Source organism: Corynebacterium sp. HMSC064H12 (assembly GCF_001809925.1).
In the GTDB taxonomy this organism is placed as follows: domain Bacteria; phylum Actinomycetota; class Actinomycetes; order Mycobacteriales; family Mycobacteriaceae; genus Corynebacterium; species Corynebacterium jeikeium_D.
Genome location: NZ_KV799321.1, coordinates 74,812 through 91,337, shown reverse-complemented (window position 1 = coordinate 91,337; position 16,526 = coordinate 74,812). Strand labels below are relative to the sequence as shown.

At 60.0% G+C, this 16,526-nt stretch carries 13 protein-coding genes; 9 read left to right on the top strand and 4 right to left on the bottom strand.

Annotation, left to right across the window (positions count from 1 at the left end; translation table 11 throughout):
• Positions 1–395: 395 nt before the first annotated feature.
• From HMPREF2681_RS00370 to HMPREF2681_RS00355, 4 genes are all read left to right on the top strand, one after another.
• A complete protein-coding gene (locus HMPREF2681_RS00370; protein ID WP_049170271.1) occupies positions 396–1,409 on the top strand; it encodes a DivIVA domain-containing protein in 1,014 nt (337 codons plus the stop codon).
• Positions 1,410–1,829: 420 nt separating this feature from the next.
• Positions 1,830–5,090 carry an isoleucine--tRNA ligase gene (ileS, locus tag HMPREF2681_RS00365; protein WP_083301568.1) on the top strand — a complete coding sequence of 1,087 codons (3,261 nt, stop codon included), beginning with the start codon at positions 1,830–1,832 and terminating at the stop codon, positions 5,088–5,090.
• Between the two features lie 15 nt (positions 5,091–5,105).
• The gene (locus HMPREF2681_RS00360; protein ID WP_049190455.1) at positions 5,106–6,572 is read left to right on the top strand and encodes a DNA polymerase IV; all 1,467 of its coding nucleotides are present in this window, start codon (positions 5,106–5,108) and stop codon (positions 6,570–6,572) included.
• Between the two features lie 66 nt (positions 6,573–6,638).
• Positions 6,639–7,301 (top strand): DapH/DapD/GlmU-related protein, encoded by a 663-nt coding sequence (locus HMPREF2681_RS00355; protein WP_080969604.1) that lies wholly within the window; start codon positions 6,639–6,641, stop codon positions 7,299–7,301.
• Position 7,302: 1 nt separating this feature from the next.
• On the opposite strand, the gene HMPREF2681_RS00350 is transcribed toward HMPREF2681_RS00355, so the two are convergent.
• Complete coding sequence (locus tag HMPREF2681_RS00350) at positions 7,303–8,289, bottom strand: asparaginase (RefSeq protein WP_080969603.1); 987 nt, start codon at positions 8,287–8,289, stop codon at positions 7,303–7,305.
• Positions 8,290–8,413: 124 nt separating this feature from the next.
• Between HMPREF2681_RS00350 and HMPREF2681_RS00345 the strand changes: the two genes are divergently transcribed.
• Complete coding sequence (locus HMPREF2681_RS00345) at positions 8,414–9,148, top strand: WKL family lipoprotein (protein WP_224433258.1); 735 nt, start codon at positions 8,414–8,416, stop codon at positions 9,146–9,148.
• Positions 9,149–9,326: 178 nt separating this feature from the next.
• Here the strand turns inward: HMPREF2681_RS00345 and HMPREF2681_RS00340 are convergent, their stop codons facing one another.
• Entirely contained in the window at positions 9,327–10,355 is a 1,029-nt protein-coding gene (locus HMPREF2681_RS00340; RefSeq protein WP_224433257.1) for a hypothetical protein, read from the bottom strand.
• 90 nt (positions 10,356–10,445) lie between these two features.
• Between HMPREF2681_RS00340 and lspA the strand changes: the two genes are divergently transcribed.
• The 4 genes from lspA (at position 10,446) to rarD (ending at position 13,810) form a co-directional block, all read left to right on the top strand.
• On the top strand, positions 10,446–11,015 hold the full coding sequence (lspA, locus tag HMPREF2681_RS00335) for a signal peptidase II (RefSeq protein ID WP_049193998.1): 570 nt from the start codon (positions 10,446–10,448) through the stop codon (positions 11,013–11,015).
• 68 nt (positions 11,016–11,083) lie between these two features.
• On the top strand, positions 11,084–11,995 hold the full coding sequence (locus HMPREF2681_RS00330; protein ID WP_042389388.1) for an RluA family pseudouridine synthase: 912 nt from the start codon (positions 11,084–11,086) through the stop codon (positions 11,993–11,995).
• Positions 11,992–12,717, top strand: coding sequence for a hypothetical protein (locus tag HMPREF2681_RS00325; RefSeq protein WP_049193997.1), 726 nt, complete (start codon positions 11,992–11,994; stop codon positions 12,715–12,717). Before HMPREF2681_RS00330 ends, HMPREF2681_RS00325 begins: the two co-directional genes overlap by 4 nt.
• A gap of 124 nt (positions 12,718–12,841) precedes the next feature.
• Entirely contained in the window at positions 12,842–13,810 is a 969-nt protein-coding gene (gene rarD, locus HMPREF2681_RS00320; RefSeq protein WP_049193996.1) for an EamA family transporter RarD, read from the top strand.
• On the opposite strand, the gene HMPREF2681_RS00315 is transcribed toward rarD, so the two are convergent.
• Positions 13,807–15,234 (bottom strand): D-arabinono-1,4-lactone oxidase, encoded by a 1,428-nt coding sequence (locus tag HMPREF2681_RS00315; RefSeq protein ID WP_048734784.1) that lies wholly within the window; start codon positions 15,232–15,234, stop codon positions 13,807–13,809. The two genes, rarD and HMPREF2681_RS00315, sit on opposite strands and share 4 nt — an antisense overlap.
• The gene (locus HMPREF2681_RS00310; protein ID WP_070545607.1) at positions 15,231–16,520 is read right to left on the bottom strand and encodes an alanine racemase; all 1,290 of its coding nucleotides are present in this window, start codon (positions 16,518–16,520) and stop codon (positions 15,231–15,233) included. Before HMPREF2681_RS00310 ends, HMPREF2681_RS00315 begins: the two co-directional genes overlap by 4 nt.
• Between the last annotated feature and the right edge of the window lie 6 nt (positions 16,521–16,526).

The window sequence follows — 16,526 nt, the reverse complement described above, 5'->3', positions numbered from 1 at the left end:
TCGCTAACTGTTTGCTTGGGATCCACAATGTGGATTTCGGTGGAGCTGTGTTGTTTTGACTGTCCCGAATGCGATGTTCTCGGGCATTGAATTGCCGCCGGGGGTGTTAATCGGGGGCAACAATAGGAACCCGTTGGGGAATGTAATCCCCAATGGGTTTTTATTGTGTCGGGGGTAAAGTTCTGTGGCTAAAGGTGCAGGGTAAGGGCGAGGTTTAACGTTTTACTAGAACTTTGCCATTGGTTAGAACGTGGGGGATAGAGTCCTGCCCAAAATAAATGGGGTGAGGACTGTGACTAGAGCAGGTAGGATTGGCCGGGTAAACAGTACTACTGGAAATAATTCTCTTAAGATTTCTTAAGAACTGTCCGCTCAAAGTGTTAGGGGAACTCACCATGCCGTTGACTCCGGCTGATGTGCATAATGTGGCTTTCAGCAAGCCTCCGATTGGCAAGCGTGGTTACAACGAGGACGAGGTCGATCAGTTCCTCGACCTCGTAGAGGACGCACTGGGTGAGCTCCAGGATGAAAACGCTGAGCTGCGCCAGCGGGTTGAGGACCTTGAGGGTCAGCTAGAGCAGGGTGGCGGCGCAGACTACGCTGCTTCCGGTGCTGCCGCTGCGGCGCCGGCTGTCGATGAGGACAAGCTGCGCAAGGAAATTGAGCAGGAGCTGCGCGCTGAGTACAACGAGCGCCTGAGCGCTCAGCAGCAGGAGATTGAGGCTCACTACCAGGATCGTCTGGATGCTCTTGAGAAGCGTGCTTCTGAGGCAGAGGCTTCTGCACAGCAGGCTTCCTCCGCAGCTGCGGAGCAGCCGCAGGCAGTTGCAGCAAGCACCGGCACCGAGTCGCAGGAAGTTAGCCTCCGCGCTGCTCGTATCCTGCAGGCTGCTCAGGACACCGCTGATCGCGTCACCACTGACGCCGACGCTGAGGCCAACAAGCTTGTCACCGAGGCTCGTGAAAACGCTGACCGCACCGTGGCAGAGGCCAATGAAGAGGCCGAGCGCACTATCACCAACGCTCGCAATGAGGCAGAAGCAACTTTGGCTGATGCCAAGAAGCGCAGTGAGCAGCTGTTGGCTGATGCCCGTAACGAGTCTGAGTCGACCCTCACTGACGCTCGCCAGCGCAGCGAGCAGATGATCAGCGACGCAGACGCTCGCTCTAACGCCACCATCACCGCAGCGCAGCAGAAGGCAACCGCGCTGCAGGACGATGCAGAGCGCAAGCACCACGAGATCATGACCACCGTCAAGGAGCAGCAGACCGCTCTGGAGGGGCGCATCGAGGAGCTGCACATCTTCGAGCGCGAGTACCGCACTCGCCTGAAGACCTTCCTGGAGTCCCAGCTCGACGACCTGAACTCTCGCGAGTCGGCTGCCCCGGCCGACGGCTACAACAACTAATTACGTAGCCAACACGTAGAAAACCACCACGCTCGGCTCCCCAGGGAGGGGAGGCAGAGCGCGGTGGTTTTTGCTATCTTTCCCTGCGAACCAATCGCATTCTTTGTTCCGGTCAGGGTTGTAGTAGTTGCCTGAGACACTGCTATACTGACACCCATACGCGCAATGAGCCGGCCATCACCGGGGAGCGTTTCGGAAGAACAGTCCAGTAGAAAATGGGCCCAGTAGAACCGAACGGTTTGGCACCGTTACAAAGCCTTATTAAATAAGCGGGCTATCGCGTGAAGCCGCATGGTTCTTGTTCGCAAGAACCGTCGTAAAGCGTGATGCCAAGCGGGGTGGTACCGCGCGAGACTCCTTTTCAGCGTCACCAGTAACAACGCTGAAGGGGCTAGGCATGCGTCCCCGTGGTGAGTATTAATGATGTTCGACCACGGAAGTGACGTAGAAGCGGTGTCTAATTCGAACGATGTAAATGCCTCTGCTGAGGCCACTCCGGCAGGTGGCGCGTATCCGCGCACTGCTGACTTTGGTAAGTACACCTCCAGCCCGAAGTTTCCGGAACTGGAGGAAAAGGTTCTGGAGTACTGGGGCAAGGACAGCACTTTCCAGGCCTCTATCGATCAGCGTGATGGTGCTGACGAATACGTCTTTTATGATGGCCCGCCGTTCGCCAACGGTCTACCGCACTACGGTCACCTGCTGACCGGTTACGTCAAGGACATCGTCCCTCGTTACAAGACCATGCGTGGCTACCAGGTTGGTCGCGTCTTCGGCTGGGACTGCCACGGTCTTCCGGCTGAGCTGGAGGCAGAGAAGCAGCTCGGTATTAAGGACAAGGGCCAGATCGAGGAAATGGGTCTGGCTAACTTCAACAAGTACTGCGCTGAGTCGGTGTTGCGGTACGCGGGCGAGTGGAAGGAATATGTCACTCGTCAAGCGCGTTGGGTTGATTTTGACGGCGGATACAAGACCATGGACATGAGTTACATGGAGTCCGTGATTTGGGCCTTCAAGGAGCTCTACAACAAGGGCCTGGTCTACCAGGGATTCCGCGTGCTGCCGTACTCCTGGGCAGAGCACACCCCGCTGTCCAACCAGGAGACCCGCCTGGATGACTCCTACAAGATGCGGCAGGACCCGACCCTGACCGTGACCTTCCCGTTCACCGGCGCCAAGGCAGGCTCGGCAGCGGAGAAGACGCTGGCGGACAACCCGGTGCTCGCTGACACTGCGGCTATCGCTTGGACCACCACGCCGTGGACGCTGCCGTCCAACCTTGGTCTGGCCGTGAACCCGAAGGTCACCTACGCCGTAGTTAAGGTCGGCGAGGATTCCTCCGTGCCGGAGTTTGCAGGTAAGACCTTCCTGCTGGCAGAAGCACTGATTGGTGCCTACGCCAAGGAATTGGGCAAGGAACACGAGGTCGTGGCTACCTTCGCTGGTGCTGACCTGGAAGGCCTGACCTATCAGCCGATCTTCGACTACTTCGCAGATCACCCGAACGCTTTCCAGATTATGGTGGCGGACTATGTCACCACCGAGGACGGTACTGGTGTGGTCCACCAGGCGCCGGCCTTCGGTGAAGACGATATGAACACCTGTAATGAATACGGCATTGATGTCATCATTCCGGTGGACATGGACGGTAAGTTCACTTCACAGGTGCCGGAGTACCAGGGCAAGTTGGTCTTTGACGCCAACAAGGACATCATCCGTGACCTGAAGGCCGCTGGCCGCGTCGTCCAGCACCGCACCATCGAGCACTCCTACCCGCACTCCTGGCGTTCGGGCGAGCCGCTGATCTACATGGCACTGCCGAGCTGGTTTGTGTCCGTTACCAAGATCCGCGAGCGCATGGTGGAGCTCAACCACAACGAGATTGAGTGGATGCCGGAGCACGTCCGCGACGGTCAGTTCGGCAAGTGGCTCGAGGGCGCACGTGACTGGAACATCTCCCGTACCCGCTACTGGGGATCGCCTATTCCGGTGTGGGTTTCCGACAACGACGAGTACCCGCGTGTCGACGTCTACGGTTCCCTCGATGAGCTGGAGGCGGACTTCGGCGTTCGCCCGACCACACTGCACCGCCCGGAGATTGACGAGCTGGTGCGCCCGAACCCGGACGACCCGACAGGTAAGTCCATGATGCGCCGCGTCCCGGATGTCCTGGATGTCTGGTTCGACTCCGGTTCCATGCCGTTTGCGCAGTTCCACTACCCGTTCGAGAACAAGGAGTGGTTCGAGTCCCACGCACCGGCCGACTTCATTGTGGAATACATCGGCCAGTCCCGCGGCTGGTTCTACCTGCTTCACGTCCTGTCGGTTGCACTGTTCGACCGCCCGGCGTTCAAGAAGGTCGTCGCCCACGGCATCGTGTTGGGCGATGACGGCAACAAGATGAGTAAGTCCAAGCGCAACTACCCGGACGTCAACGAGGTCTTCGACCGCGACGGCTCCGACGCCATGCGCTGGTTCCTCATGTCCAGCCCGATTCTGCGCGGCGGCAACCTGATTGTCACCGAGCAGGGCATTCGTGAGGGCGTGCGCCAGGCGCTGCTCCCGATGTGGAACGCATACTCGTTCCTGCAGCTCTACGCTTCCAAACCGGCCGAGTGGTCGGTAGACTCCGACAACATCCTGGACAAGTACATCCTGGCCAAGCTTGCAGCAACCGTCCGTGCTGTCACTGAATGCCTGGACAACACTGACATTGCTGCTGCCACCGATGAGGTCCGTCAGTTCTGTGACGCACTGACCAACTGGTACGTGCGTCGCTCCCGCGACCGCTTCTGGGCCGGCGATGTCAAGCACCCAGAGGCCTTCAATACCTTGTACACGGTGCTGGAGGTTCTCACCCGCGTGGCTGCTCCGCTGCTGCCGATGGCCACCGAGGTCATCTGGCGCTCGCTCACTGGCGGCCGCTCGGTGCACCTGGAGGATTGGCCGGACGTCGACAAGCTGCCGACCGATGACGAACTCGTTGAGTCCATGGATATTGTCCGCAATGTCTGCTCGGCAACATCGCGCATCCGCAAGGCCAACCAGCTGCGTAACCGCCTGCCGCTGAAGAAGCTGACCCTGGCATTCCCGGATGCCGAGCGTCTGCGTGAGTACACCGACATCGTTTCCTCCGAGGTCAACGTCGACAAGGTGGAGTTCACCTCCGACGTGGACTCGGTGGGACGATTCGAGGTCTCCGTCAACGCTCGCGTGGCCGGTCCGCGCCTGGGTAAGGACGTCCAGAAGGTCATTAAGGCTGTGAAGTCTGGCAACTATGAGGTTGTCGACGGCGCGGTTGTCGCCGATGGCATTCCGCTGCAGGAGGGCGAGTACACCCGCAACCTGGTCGCGATCTCGCCGGATTCCACCGCTGAGGTCGACGGCGTCAATGGCCTGGTTGTGCTCGACACTGAGCTCGACGAGGACCTGGAGTCCCGCGGTTGGGCCGCTGACCGCATCCGTGGTCTGCAGGATGCCCGCAAGAACGCTGGCCTTGAGGTCACCGACCGCATTTCGGTGAAGTTGCAGGTGCCGGCCGAGCGTGAGGAGTGGGCCAACCGCCACGCTGACCTCATCGCCCGCGAGGTTCTCGCAACCGCTTTCGAGGTCGTCGCTGGCGGAGAGTCGCTGAGCTACGACGTGGCGGACGGCTGCTCGGCGGATATTGCCAAGCAGTAGGGGAGAGTAATCTCTATGCCGACTTCCGGGCGGTGGGTTCTGCACATCGACATGGACGCGTTCTTCGCGTCCGTCGAGCAGCTCACCCGCCCGACTCTGCGCGGGCGGCCAGTCCTCGTCGGCGGACTGGGCGGTCGAGGTGTGGTCGCCGGTGCCTCCTATGAGGCCCGCGCGTACGGCGCGCACTCGGCTATGCCGATGGCTCGCGCACGTCGTCTCATGCCACCGACCGCAGTGACGGTCAGCGCGCGCAAGGGCATCTACGGGCCGGTGTCGCGCCGCGTGTTCTCTGTAATCCGCGAGCGCGTGCCCGTGGTCGAGCAGCTCAGCGTCGACGAGGCTTTCATGGAACCCGAAGAGCTTCAGGGAGCCTCGAAGGAGCAGGTCATTGCCTGGGCGGAGCAGCTGCGGACAGATATCCGGCGGGAGACCGGCTTGGCCTCGTCGATAGGCGCGGGCGCGGGCAAGCAGTTCGCGAAAATTGCTTCCGGCCTGGCGAAACCCGATGGCGTGTACGTGCTGGACCCCGCACGCAATCACGAGCTTCTACACCCATTGCCGGTAGAGAAGCTCTGGGGTATTGGCCCTGTCACCGCTGCGAAACTGCACACGCTGGGCGTGGAGACGATCGGTGATTTTGCCGCCATGTCCCAGCGCGATGTCGAGGTTTCGCTGACATCCAAAACCGGTGTGATGCTGTGGCAGCTGGCGCAGGGGACGGACGATCGGCCGGTTAAGGAGCGCGATGTCGCCAAGTCTGTATCGGCGGAGTACACCTATCCTGAGGATTTGGAGTCGCAGGCCCAGCTCCACACCGCCGTCGATCGCGCAGGTGAGTCCGCATTTCGACGGCTCAAAAAAGATGGCCGTGGTGCTCGCACCATCACTTGCAAGGTGCGTCTGTCTGACCTGAGCATCCATACCCGATCTGAGACGCTCGCCTACGCCACACAGGATTTCGACACCCTCATGGCGGTGGCGCACCGAATCGCGTTCACGCCCGCGGAGGTCGGCCCAGTGCGATTGGTGGGCGTCGGTTTCTCCGGGCTGGATTCGCACATACAAGAAGTCCTGTTTCCTGAGCTCGACCGCGCAATCACCGTCGAAGATCGAGTGCCAGCACCTGCGCTTTCCGACGCTCCCGCCGGCCTGGTCGAGCTATCTGGAACCGGTGCGTTGCCGACCGTTCGGCTTTCCGACTCCAAGTGGGCACCCACCTCGGACGTACACCACAGCGAGTATGGACATGGTTGGGTGCAGGGGTCGGGCCACGGGATTGTGACTGTCCGCTTTGAAAGCCGCACCAGCGGCCCCGGGCGCATGATCACGCTGAAGGAAGACGACCCGGAGCTGCGCCCGTGCTCTGCGGTGTGCAGTTTGGACTGGCCGGAGTGGCTGGCATCCGACGAAGCAGCAGCTCTCGACTTGCCGCAACCTGAGCGGGAAAGCGAAGACGAACTCGGCCCCGACGCGGATGCGTGATGCGGTTGCCTGCCTCGATGCCGTTCGCGGCGCTCTGTTTATGCGCTGTCCGTAAATTGGGGCACTATGACTACCGAATCCCGCATTGCAGAGCTCGAGGCAGCTCGCCGCGCCTCGTTGCGCAACACCGATCGAGATCCGAATCCGTCGACCACACTTCCCGACGACGGTCTGGATAACCGCCAGCGCATGTTAAACGGTCAGTGGTATATCGCGGACCATCCGGAATCGCAGGCTCTGAACGTGCGAATTGGCCAGGTGGCTGCTGAATTTGAGGTCGCGTTCCGCGAAAACCAGCAGGCAGCACAGCAAGTGCTGGCACCGGCATTGGGGTCTTTCGGAGAGAGCAGCACCGTTCGCCCGCCCATTTACCTGGACTACGGCGATAACATCCACATCGGCGACAACGTTTTCATCAACTTTGGGCTCACCGCACTTGACGTGGTGAAGGTGACAATCTGCGACTACGCGCAGCTCGGGCCCAACGTGCAGCTTCTTCCACCAGTACACCCACTGGGAGCTGAGGCCCGCGCCGCTTATCTAGAGTCTGGAGATGAAATCATCATCGGACGCAATGCCTGGATCGGTGGCGGAGCCATCATCCTGGGCGGTGTACACGTCGGCGACAATTCCGTGGTCGCCGCGGGTGCCGTGGTGACTAAGGACGTTCCCGCGGGCGTAGTCGTGGCTGGAAACCCGGCGAAAATCATCCGCATCATCGAGGCGTGAATTAGAACAGCGTCTGCGGATGCACATTCGCAGCCAGCGCGGCGGCGAGAATGATGCGCGCCTGCGGTGCATGCACGCAACCAGCGCTAATCACACCGTGCCGAGCCAGCGTCGCACCGCCACCGGCACCGCCGTAGGCGGCGTGGACATCACCACGTGGGACGCGCGTTGCCATCACGACGGTCACATCAGCGGCAATGGCCCGGGCAATGGCAGCGGCAAACTCATCGGAGACATTGCCCGACCCCAGGCCTTCTACGACAATGCCGCGTGCACCGGCGGCGACTGCCGAATCCAGCAGTGATCCATCTGCACCCAAGTAGGCGGGGATAATCTCTACCTTCGAGCCCGCCAAAGCCGCCAGAGGCAGCGGATCTGGACGAACCGGCTCCTCCGGTGCATTAGTGGCAAAAGCCAAAGGATCGGTTGTGTGCCACTTCGTCGCACCTCGTACCGGCAAGACTGCGTGGCCAAAGACAATAAGAACGCCAATTCCCTGCGCAGAGGCATCGGAAGCAATGGTCACGGCCTCAAAGAGGTTCCCCGGTCCGTCGGTTTCCGGATGATCATAGGGAAGTTGTGCACCAGTAAAGACAACCGGACGCGAGTCAGCATGGAAAATATCGGCAGCCATGGCCGTTTCCTCCATCGTGTCCGTGCCATGAGTTACGACGACACCGTCCACGGAGTCGTCATCAAGCACTTCGTGAATAGCGGCGAGAACACGGTCAACGTCGGTGAACGCGAGATTCGACGAGTCCAGCATCCCGAGCTCACGAACTTCCAGCTCTAACATGCCCTCTGGATAACGCTGCGCGACCGCTGCGACGAGCTCCGTGCCCGAGATGGTCGGGGTTAGCGCACCGCTGCGATCTGTGGTGCAGGCGATGGTGCCGCCGGTGGTGATGACAACGATTCGGCGAGGGGAGGCCGTGCTAGACGAGGTCGAGCTAGCCGGGGAATGATCCTGAGTCGACATGTCCACCATCTTACCCAGGCGATGTTTTGGCCTTGTGTAGGATTATGGAAGGCGTGAAGCCAGCGAATCTTCATGCAGATTTTATTGGAGTAGTGCACATATGAAAGTCCCCTGCAACCAGCGCGTTAGCGGAATGCGTTGGCGCACAGCGCGTGGTGTGACAGTAGCGGCGATGGTCTCGGTCAGCGCACTTGGGCTAGCTGCCTGCGGTGGTGGCAATACTGCAGCGCCGACGACTGAATCGAAGACATCCAGCTCGGCGGAACCCGTCATCATGCTGCCGACGCGCGCAGAGCTTAACGACGTCCTCGCACGCCTTATCAACCCCGATTTACCTATCGAGGAAAAGGCGCTGACCATTGAGGACGGCGATACTGCCGGCGATTTCTTCGACATTGTCACCAATAGTGCCAATGAGCAGGAAATCAGCTTTGATGTCATTGATCCGATTACGCCCGGCTTCACGACGAAGCAGGCCGTAGCCGGTGTCAATATCCTCCGCCCGGAGGAAGATCCGATGCTCGTGGATCAGGTGGACTTCATTTACAGGGATGGCCGTTGGATGCTGAGCAAGGAATGGGCCTGCAACCTGGCATCGACGCTTGATCCGGAGCACAAGCCTGGGTTCTGCCTCGCGCCGGGCGAAACCCCTCCGCCGCCACCTGAGCCGGAGGAAGAAGCCCCAGTTGAAGAGGCTCCGGTTGAGGAGGCCCCAGCACCGGTCGAGGAGCCAGCCCCGGCTCCGGCGCCCGAACCACCCGCTGAGGAAGTTCCGCCACCCGCGCCTGAACCGCCGGCTGAGGAGGTCCCGCCACCGCCAGCTCCGGCTCCGGCGGAGGACGCGCCTCCTCCACCTCCACCGGCTTAGGTGCCGTTGGCCCAGGCATCACAGCCTAGCCCGGTCGGGTGCACTGGGGCAGACAAAAGAAAGTGTCTAGGTTTATGACAGTTCCGCCCATTTTTTGGGAAGAAAAGTGACATAAACCTAGACACTTTCTCGTCTTCTAACCTTGCGCTGGCCAGAGCTATTTCTTCTGGGCTCTGGGCTACTTCTTCGACTCGCTGCCGTCCTTAAACTCCAGCCCGCGGTGCGTCTGCTGAGTGATGCGCACATCGGAGTTGCCGTCGCCGTAGGTCACGGAGGTCACAAAGTCGATGTTGCCCTTCATCGGAAGGGGCTTAGTCAGGTCGATGGTGACGCGGTCGGCAAGCATGTCAGTCGTGGCCTCGACAACCTTCAGTGCACCCTCTCCGCCAGTGTCCAACTCCGTGACGGTCGGCACCTGCTTGACATCGACCTTCAAATTAACAATGTCGCCCGCACGGCTGAGCAGGGTATAGGTCACCTTCTGCGTCATCGTGGTCTGGCCTTCGACCTCGCTTTCGACCGTCCAGGTCGCATCCTTTCCGATGTCCTCGGAAGGGAAGACGATAGGTACGGAATGCAGCTGCTGCAGCGCCATCTCCACACCAGCGCGAGCGGTGTCGGTCGCCTTCTCCGGCGCTCCCAGCTTGAGTTCCTTGACCTCACCAGTGGCTGTTGTTGACCAATCAGAGATAAAGCCCTGTGCGGTAGCGATATCCTCATTCAGCTCATCGTTGGAGCCGTGGGGTTTACCCACCTCTGACGTCACCACACGAGTATCGTTATCGCTGGTAACAGTGCTGGTCAGGGGGATTTCCAGGCGGGTGTCCGGGAACGTCTGGTCGCTATCGGCGTTTCCGCCACGCTGCGCGAAGCCCTGCGTCACCGCCACGGTCGACTCCTGCTCTGCACCGTCGTCCTTCCAGCGCACGCTCGCCAGCTCACCGCTACCAGCACTGGTCAATTCGACCTTGGGTTGTGCAACGTCCACGGGTTGCGTTTCCACCGAGCTTTCCGACGAGCACGCGGCCAATGACACCACAGTGGTAGCGGCAACAACAGCGGTGCCGACCCTCGCCAGCAGGCCACGCTTGGTGTGACCAGGCTGGTCGCTGCGGCTAGGTCGACGGAACCACGAGGAGGTGGTGCCTCCTGCACGTCGTAAAGCAGAGGAGGCCGGAACAAACTGAGATTGGAAACGTCGAGTCACACCGGTTAGCGTACCGGTTTCGTGGTGGATATGAACCACCCGGGCGGTGTCAGTTGGCTGAATATGGGTTTGTTAGGCCATTATGGGACAGTGACTAAGAAGGAAACGAGGACATATTTCCCGCGGCGGGGGATTCTCGCTGCGGTTATTGTGTCAGTTGCGATCATTGATCAGCTGACCAAGATTATCGCTTTGAAGACTCTCGATGGCCGTCCTGCGGTGCAGGTCATTGGCGATCTCTTCGAGTTGCGGCTCGTTTTTAACCCCGGTGCAGCCTTTTCCTTTGGCACGAACGCCACCTGGGTTTTTACCACGTTGCAGCTGGTTTACATCCTGGCTGTGATGTGCTTTTCCCATTGGCTGCGCAGTCCTATATCGGCGACTGCAGCGGGGCTTATTGCTGGTGGTGCGCTGGGCAACCTCATCGATAGGCTGTTTCGGGAACCCGGTTTCTACGTCGGCCACGTCGTCGATTTCCTGTCGGTTAAGGGTTTTGCCGTATTTAATATCGCGGACTCCGCGATTACTGTGGGCGTTATTATCCTCGTTATCTGGATGGTTTTTTCCAAGGAGCCGGATCTCTTCGCTGATCAGATTGCAGCGGAGAAGAAATCTGCTCAGCAGGATCAGAAGCAGTCGGCGGAGGGAGGACAGCAGTGAACGACAATGCAGTAAATGGTGGTGCAGCACTCGGGGGAGCGCACCAGCCCGACCGAGAAACCCGGCAGATGCCCGTTCCACCGGGCTTGGCTGGTATGCGGGTAGACGCCGGTGTGGCTAAGTTGTTGGGGCTCTCGCGCACAGCGGTGGCTGATTTGGCAGCGGCTGGGGACATCACGGTCGATGGCGTGAGCGTTGGCAAGTCCGACCGATTGGAAGAAAACGCTTTCCTCTCTGTGTTGTTGCCGCCGGTGGAAAAGCCATTGGTTCCCAAAGAGGAACTCGTCGAGGGCATGGACGTGCTCTACCACGACTCCGATTTGGTGGCTGTTCACAAGCCTGTCGGTGTGGCCGCACATCCGTCAGTCGGTTGGGAAGGCCCAACGGTTATCGGCGGACTGGCGGCTGCTGGTTTCCGCATTTCTACCTCCGGTCCGCCCGAGCGAAAAGGCATCGTGCATCGCCTCGATGTTGGCACCTCTGGCGTGATGGTTGTCGCCTGCTCCGAACGGGGCTACTCCGTGCTCAAGCGGGCGTTCAAAAACCGTGAGGTGTCCAAGACCTATCACGCTCTGGTTCAGGGGCATCCGGATCCGCTGTCCGGGACAATTGATGCGCCGATTGGCCGTCATCCGTCGGCGGGTTGGCGCTTTGCCGTCCGCCAGGATGGCAAGCATGCTGTGACGCACTACGAAACGCTTGAGGCCTTCGCCCCAGCAACGCTGCTGAAGGTGAATCTAGAAACTGGGCGTACGCACCAGATTCGCGTGCACTTCTCTGCGCTGAATCACCCATGCTGCGGCGATCCCATGTACGGTTCTGATCCGGCATTGGCCAAGCGGCTGGGGCTCAACCGCCAGTGGCTTCACGCGGTCTCGCTTGGTTTCCACCATCCGGCAGATGGTCGCTGGATGGAAATCGAATGTCCATACCCAGATGATTTGAACCACGCATTGGAAGTTTTGAGGCAGAGCGCATGACGCAGACCCCATCGGGATCCAAGACCCCACCACGCCGTGAAACTCGTGCGAAAAGCACTGGTGACGGCAGTATTTCGCCAGTGATGGCACTAATCTCTGGTTTCTGTGTTGTCGTATTGGTGATTGTGTTAGCAGTCGCTTCGACCTCCGATCGGGTAAGCAAGCCGCAGAACCTCAACGGCGATGCGCTCGGCCCGGACCCGTGGGAAGCAACCGAGCAGTACGTAGAGCGTGCCGACAAGTCCCTCGAGAATATGAAGAAAGAGGACCACCGGCTAAAGACAGGCCAGCCAGTCGTGGAGGACCCGAAGTTCTGGGCGATGGTGACTTTTGATCGGCTGCTTGATGCGCAAGAAGCGGCACAGGTCTATGAAAAAGAGCCCTCTCTGCGAGTATCGACTGCAATCATCGGCGGTGTGAGCACCCGGTATTTGCCGCAGCCGAGTAAAACAGCTAGCGAAGAAAAGCTGCTGCAAGATCAGCTGGAGTTAGCGGCTGCTTACGCGGACGTCGCGATTGACGACGAACGGCTCGGCTTCAACGGTTTACTGGTCTATGGTGACGCTGAATCGTTGATGGATGTCAAGAAAATGCCCGATGTGAAAGCTGTCGAGGCGCTGCCATCAGATGCGGCGCGTGGCCGCTTTGGTATTCGCCCGGTGCTGAGTTCCGGCTTCACGGATAAAGATCCGCTCTTTGCGCCAGGGCTGAGCCAGAACTAAGCGGCCAGAACTAATAGAAACCAGAACTAAGTGTCCTAAATCCAAACGACTAGGATGAAGCGGCTAGAACTCTGCCGCCAGTACGCAGTCAGTTTCAACAAGAACGAAAAGGAGTCAGTCAACAGTGATTCAGGCATTCGGTGCGTACCTTTTGTGGGCGCTGTTTCCGCTCTATTTCCCCTTGCTGGAACCAGCAGGGGCCGTAGAGATTTTGGCGCACCGATTCGTCTGGACCCTTGTCTTTATGGTCATTGCCCTCAGCTTCATGCGCGCATGGCCAGAGCTGAAGGCCGCGAGTGCCAAGACCTGGGGCACTATTTTTATTGCCGCACTGTTGATCTCCGTCAACTGGGGTGTGTACGTCTACCTGGTCAACAATGGGCAGGTGGCGGAGGCCGCGCTCGGCTACTTCATCAACCCGCTGGTCAGCGTTTTGTTGGCGATGATTTTCTTCCGTGAAAGCATCTCGCGGTTGCAGCTCGGCAGTGTCATCCTGGCAACCATTGCGGTCATTGTTCTCACAATTGGTGTGGGACATCCGCCGTTGGGTGCGCTGGCGCTGGCGTTCAGTTTCGGTTTTTACGGACTAATGAAGAAGCGGGTATCGCTTTCCTCCGCAGCTTCGCTGACGGCCGAGTCCGCCGTAATCACACCGATTGCTCTGGCCTACATCCTCTGGTTGACCTACAACGGGCAGAGCACGTTTAGCTCCGAAGGAACAGGCCACACGCTGCTCATGATGAGCGCCGGTGTTGCTACCGCCATTCCGTTGCTGCTCTTCGGCGAAGGTGCCAAACGCCTGCCGCTGGCCACCTTGGGTCTGATGCAGTACCTCACTCCGGTTCTCCAAATCACCCTGGCAGTCACTGTGCTGGGCGAGCAGCTCGAACCGGAGCGCTGGATCGGGTTCTTCATCATCTGGGGTGCCGTCGCGCTGTTCATCTGCGACCTCATCTTGAAGATGCTCCGGCAGCGTCGGGTTCGCCGGGAACTCCGCAAGGCCGGTGTTGAACCGGCCGCGGTTTCCGACGATGCCGCTGACCAGGCGGATGGGGCGGTTACCCGGGACGTCGTAAAGCCGGCAGATAATTAGCAGAAAAGTTCGCGCAGGTGCTCGTTGAGGAAGATTCCCTGCGGGTCGACCTTTTCCCGTAGTGCCTGGACCTCGCCGAACAGCGGATAACGTTCCGCGAAATCCTCCGCGCGAAGCGTGTGCAATTTGCCCCAGTGCGGGCGACCTTCGTGGGCCTTGAAAATCGGCTCGATGAGGTTGAAGTACTCTCGATAATTTTCCTTCCAGTAGCGGTGGATGGCGATGTAGGCACTGTCGCGACCGTACGCAGTGGATAGGGCCACATCATCGGCTTTCGCGGAGCGCACCTCGATGGGGAAGGAGACTTTCATCCTCTTGCGGGCAATCGCGTCGCGGATTTCCCCGAGGACATCGGAAGCGGCCTCGAGCGGGACGGAGTACTCCATCTCGGAAAAACGCACTCGGCGCGGCGAGACAAAGACCTTGTGCGCCTCATTGGAGTAGCTGCGCTCTGGCACGGTGTTGGTGGCAATCCGGTTGATGGTATCGGTCGTAGCGGGAATGGCCTTAGCAATCTCGCAGCACGCCAAGAGTCCCATGTTGTTGACGACTTCGTCGTTAAGATACGTACGCGCGCTGCCCAGGCGCTGCTTCAGGCTATTGCGGCTCGGGCGGCGGTGGCGCTGCGGTTCAATGCGAGTATTGTGCTTGACCAGCGTCTCGCGCTGTCCCGGGAACCAGAAAAACTCCAGGTGGTCAGCTTCTTTGCAGCGCTCGGCGAAACTCTTGCGCAGGGAATCAAACTCTTCGCGGTGCTCGTCGGCGTGCAGATCAAACGCTGGCACGACGGACATCGTGACCTCCGTAAGCACGCCGAAGACACCCAGTCCCAGCCGTCCGAGGCGGTAGAGCTCGCCGTCGATTCCCTCAGCGTCCGGATGGCAGTGCCTGACGACGCCATCCGCGGTGACAATCTTGAATCCTTTCACGGTGCCTGCGAAGCCGGTGAATCCAAGCCCGGTGCCGTGTGTGCCAGTAGAGATAGCACCGGCCAGCGACTGCGGATCGACATCGCCCTGGTTGGGAAGTGCCCAACCGAGCGGGCGCAGAATACCTGGAGTGTCGCGCAGGCGAGTGCCGGCACGCAGCGTGGCGGTCTGGTTGGCGGCGTCGAGTTCGACCAGACCAGAGCAGCGGTCGAGTTGAATGCGGTGCCCATCGGTGGTGGCCACGGAAGTAAAAGAATGACCGGCCCCTAGCGGGCGCACCGTAGTTCCTTCGGTCTTCGCCGCTTTAATTACCGAGATAACGCCCTCATCATCGTGCGGCTGATGAGTGTAGGACGGGGTGCACGATTGCGTGTGCGCCCAATTGCTCCAATGAGAGTTGGCGACGGCTTTTGCCTGCGCACGCCGACGTACGCGTGGTACGCGGGACTCAACTGTAGAGACTGTGAAGCGGGCGTTGTTGCGTGAATTGCTCATGTGAAGATCAATCCCTTTCCTCGGTACGTGGGCCAGTGGGCGATGATGGCGCCATCTCGAACTGCAATGACTTCTTGTGTGTGCTCGGCTATTTCGCCGGCCTTGGCGTGGCGGAACCACACGGGATCTCCCAGCGAAATTGCGTCGGCGGTCTTGCCGAGCAGCGGAGTCTGCACCTCACCTGGTCCTTCCTCTGCCGCGTAGCGCAGGCCAGTGGGGTACCAGGGGGTTGGCAGCCGGTCAGCTCCCGCCGGTCCAGAGGTAATTCGACCACCGCCGGACACCGTGACCACGCTCTTCTTAGGGCGTCGCGTCGCCGGCAACACAAACCAGGACGCCGGGCGCAGATTGAATGCGCGATAGTTATCGAAGAGGGTTGGTGCCAGGAACCCCGACCCCGCCGCTGCCTCGGTGACTGCGGCCTCGGCGCACGTCGACTCCAGCGACCCCGTGCCACCACCGTTGACAAACTCCAGCGGCCCCGCCACTTTCTCGACTGCAGCGACAACCTTCGCGCGGCGCTTTGCCAATTCCTTCTTTGAGACGGCCTGCATCACTCGAATTGCGCGCGCACGCAGGGAGTTTCCGGCATCGCCCACTCCGGCAATGTGTCCCTCATACATCATGATTCCGGCCAGCTGCAGCTCCGGGTGGGCAATGATCTGCTTGGCAAACGCCGCTGCCTGCTTCGGCGAGAACAGGCTTGAGCGCAGCGTACCGATATGCACGCCGGGGAGGGGGCGAAAGGATGCGTCGACGTCCATGCACACGCGGATTGGCGCATTTTCGCTTGCCGACGACGCCAGCGCCTCCAGATGCTCGGGACGGTCAACCATGACGCAGATGGCGGCACGCGCTGCATCATCGTCGGCAAGCTCTGAGATAGCGCGGGCGTCAAGTGTTGGGTAGGCGACGACGATGTCGTCGCTAATGCCTTCTCGGAATAGGTACAGCGCCTCTGCCAGTGAATATGCCAGCACGCCCTGGAAACCGGGGAAGGCCAGGACGTGCGAAATAAGCTGTGGAATGCGAATCGATTTCGAGGCCACGCGGATAGGCATCCCGTTTGCACGGCGGAGCATATCGCGGGCATTGGCTTCGACCGCCGCGAGGTCGACGACGACTGCAGGAAGGGAAGTGCAGTTAAGCAGCGTGTCGGTAGCTAGTGGCGGGCGGGCTGTCTGGGGCGTCTGTGGCGGCAGCGCTTCAGGCAGGTGAGACATCGATGTCGGAGCCGGGCGGGATGTGTCCGAGGACTCCGGGGCAGAAGCTCGAGAAAGTTTCATGCCCTA

Coding starts and splice junctions, on each gene's coding strand:
- HMPREF2681_RS00370 (WP_049170271.1), top strand. CDS start 396: ATGCCGTTGACTCCGGCTGATGTGCATAATGTGGCTTTCAGCAAGCCT.
- ileS (WP_083301568.1), top strand. CDS start 1,830: ATGATGTTCGACCACGGAAGTGACGTAGAAGCGGTGTCTAATTCGAAC.
- HMPREF2681_RS00360 (WP_049190455.1), top strand. CDS start 5,106: ATGCCGACTTCCGGGCGGTGGGTTCTGCACATCGACATGGACGCGTTC.
- HMPREF2681_RS00355 (WP_080969604.1), top strand. CDS start 6,639: ATGACTACCGAATCCCGCATTGCAGAGCTCGAGGCAGCTCGCCGCGCC.
- HMPREF2681_RS00350 (WP_080969603.1), bottom strand. CDS start 8,289: ATGGTGGACATGTCGACTCAGGATCATTCCCCGGCTAGCTCGACCTCG.
- HMPREF2681_RS00345 (WP_224433258.1), top strand. CDS start 8,414: ATGCGTTGGCGCACAGCGCGTGGTGTGACAGTAGCGGCGATGGTCTCG.
- HMPREF2681_RS00330 (WP_042389388.1), top strand. CDS start 11,084: ATGCCCGTTCCACCGGGCTTGGCTGGTATGCGGGTAGACGCCGGTGTG.
- HMPREF2681_RS00325 (WP_049193997.1), top strand. CDS start 11,992: ATGACGCAGACCCCATCGGGATCCAAGACCCCACCACGCCGTGAAACT.
- HMPREF2681_RS00315 (WP_048734784.1), bottom strand. CDS start 15,234: ATGAGCAATTCACGCAACAACGCCCGCTTCACAGTCTCTACAGTTGAG.
- HMPREF2681_RS00310 (WP_070545607.1), bottom strand. CDS start 16,520: ATGAAACTTTCTCGAGCTTCTGCCCCGGAGTCCTCGGACACATCCCGC.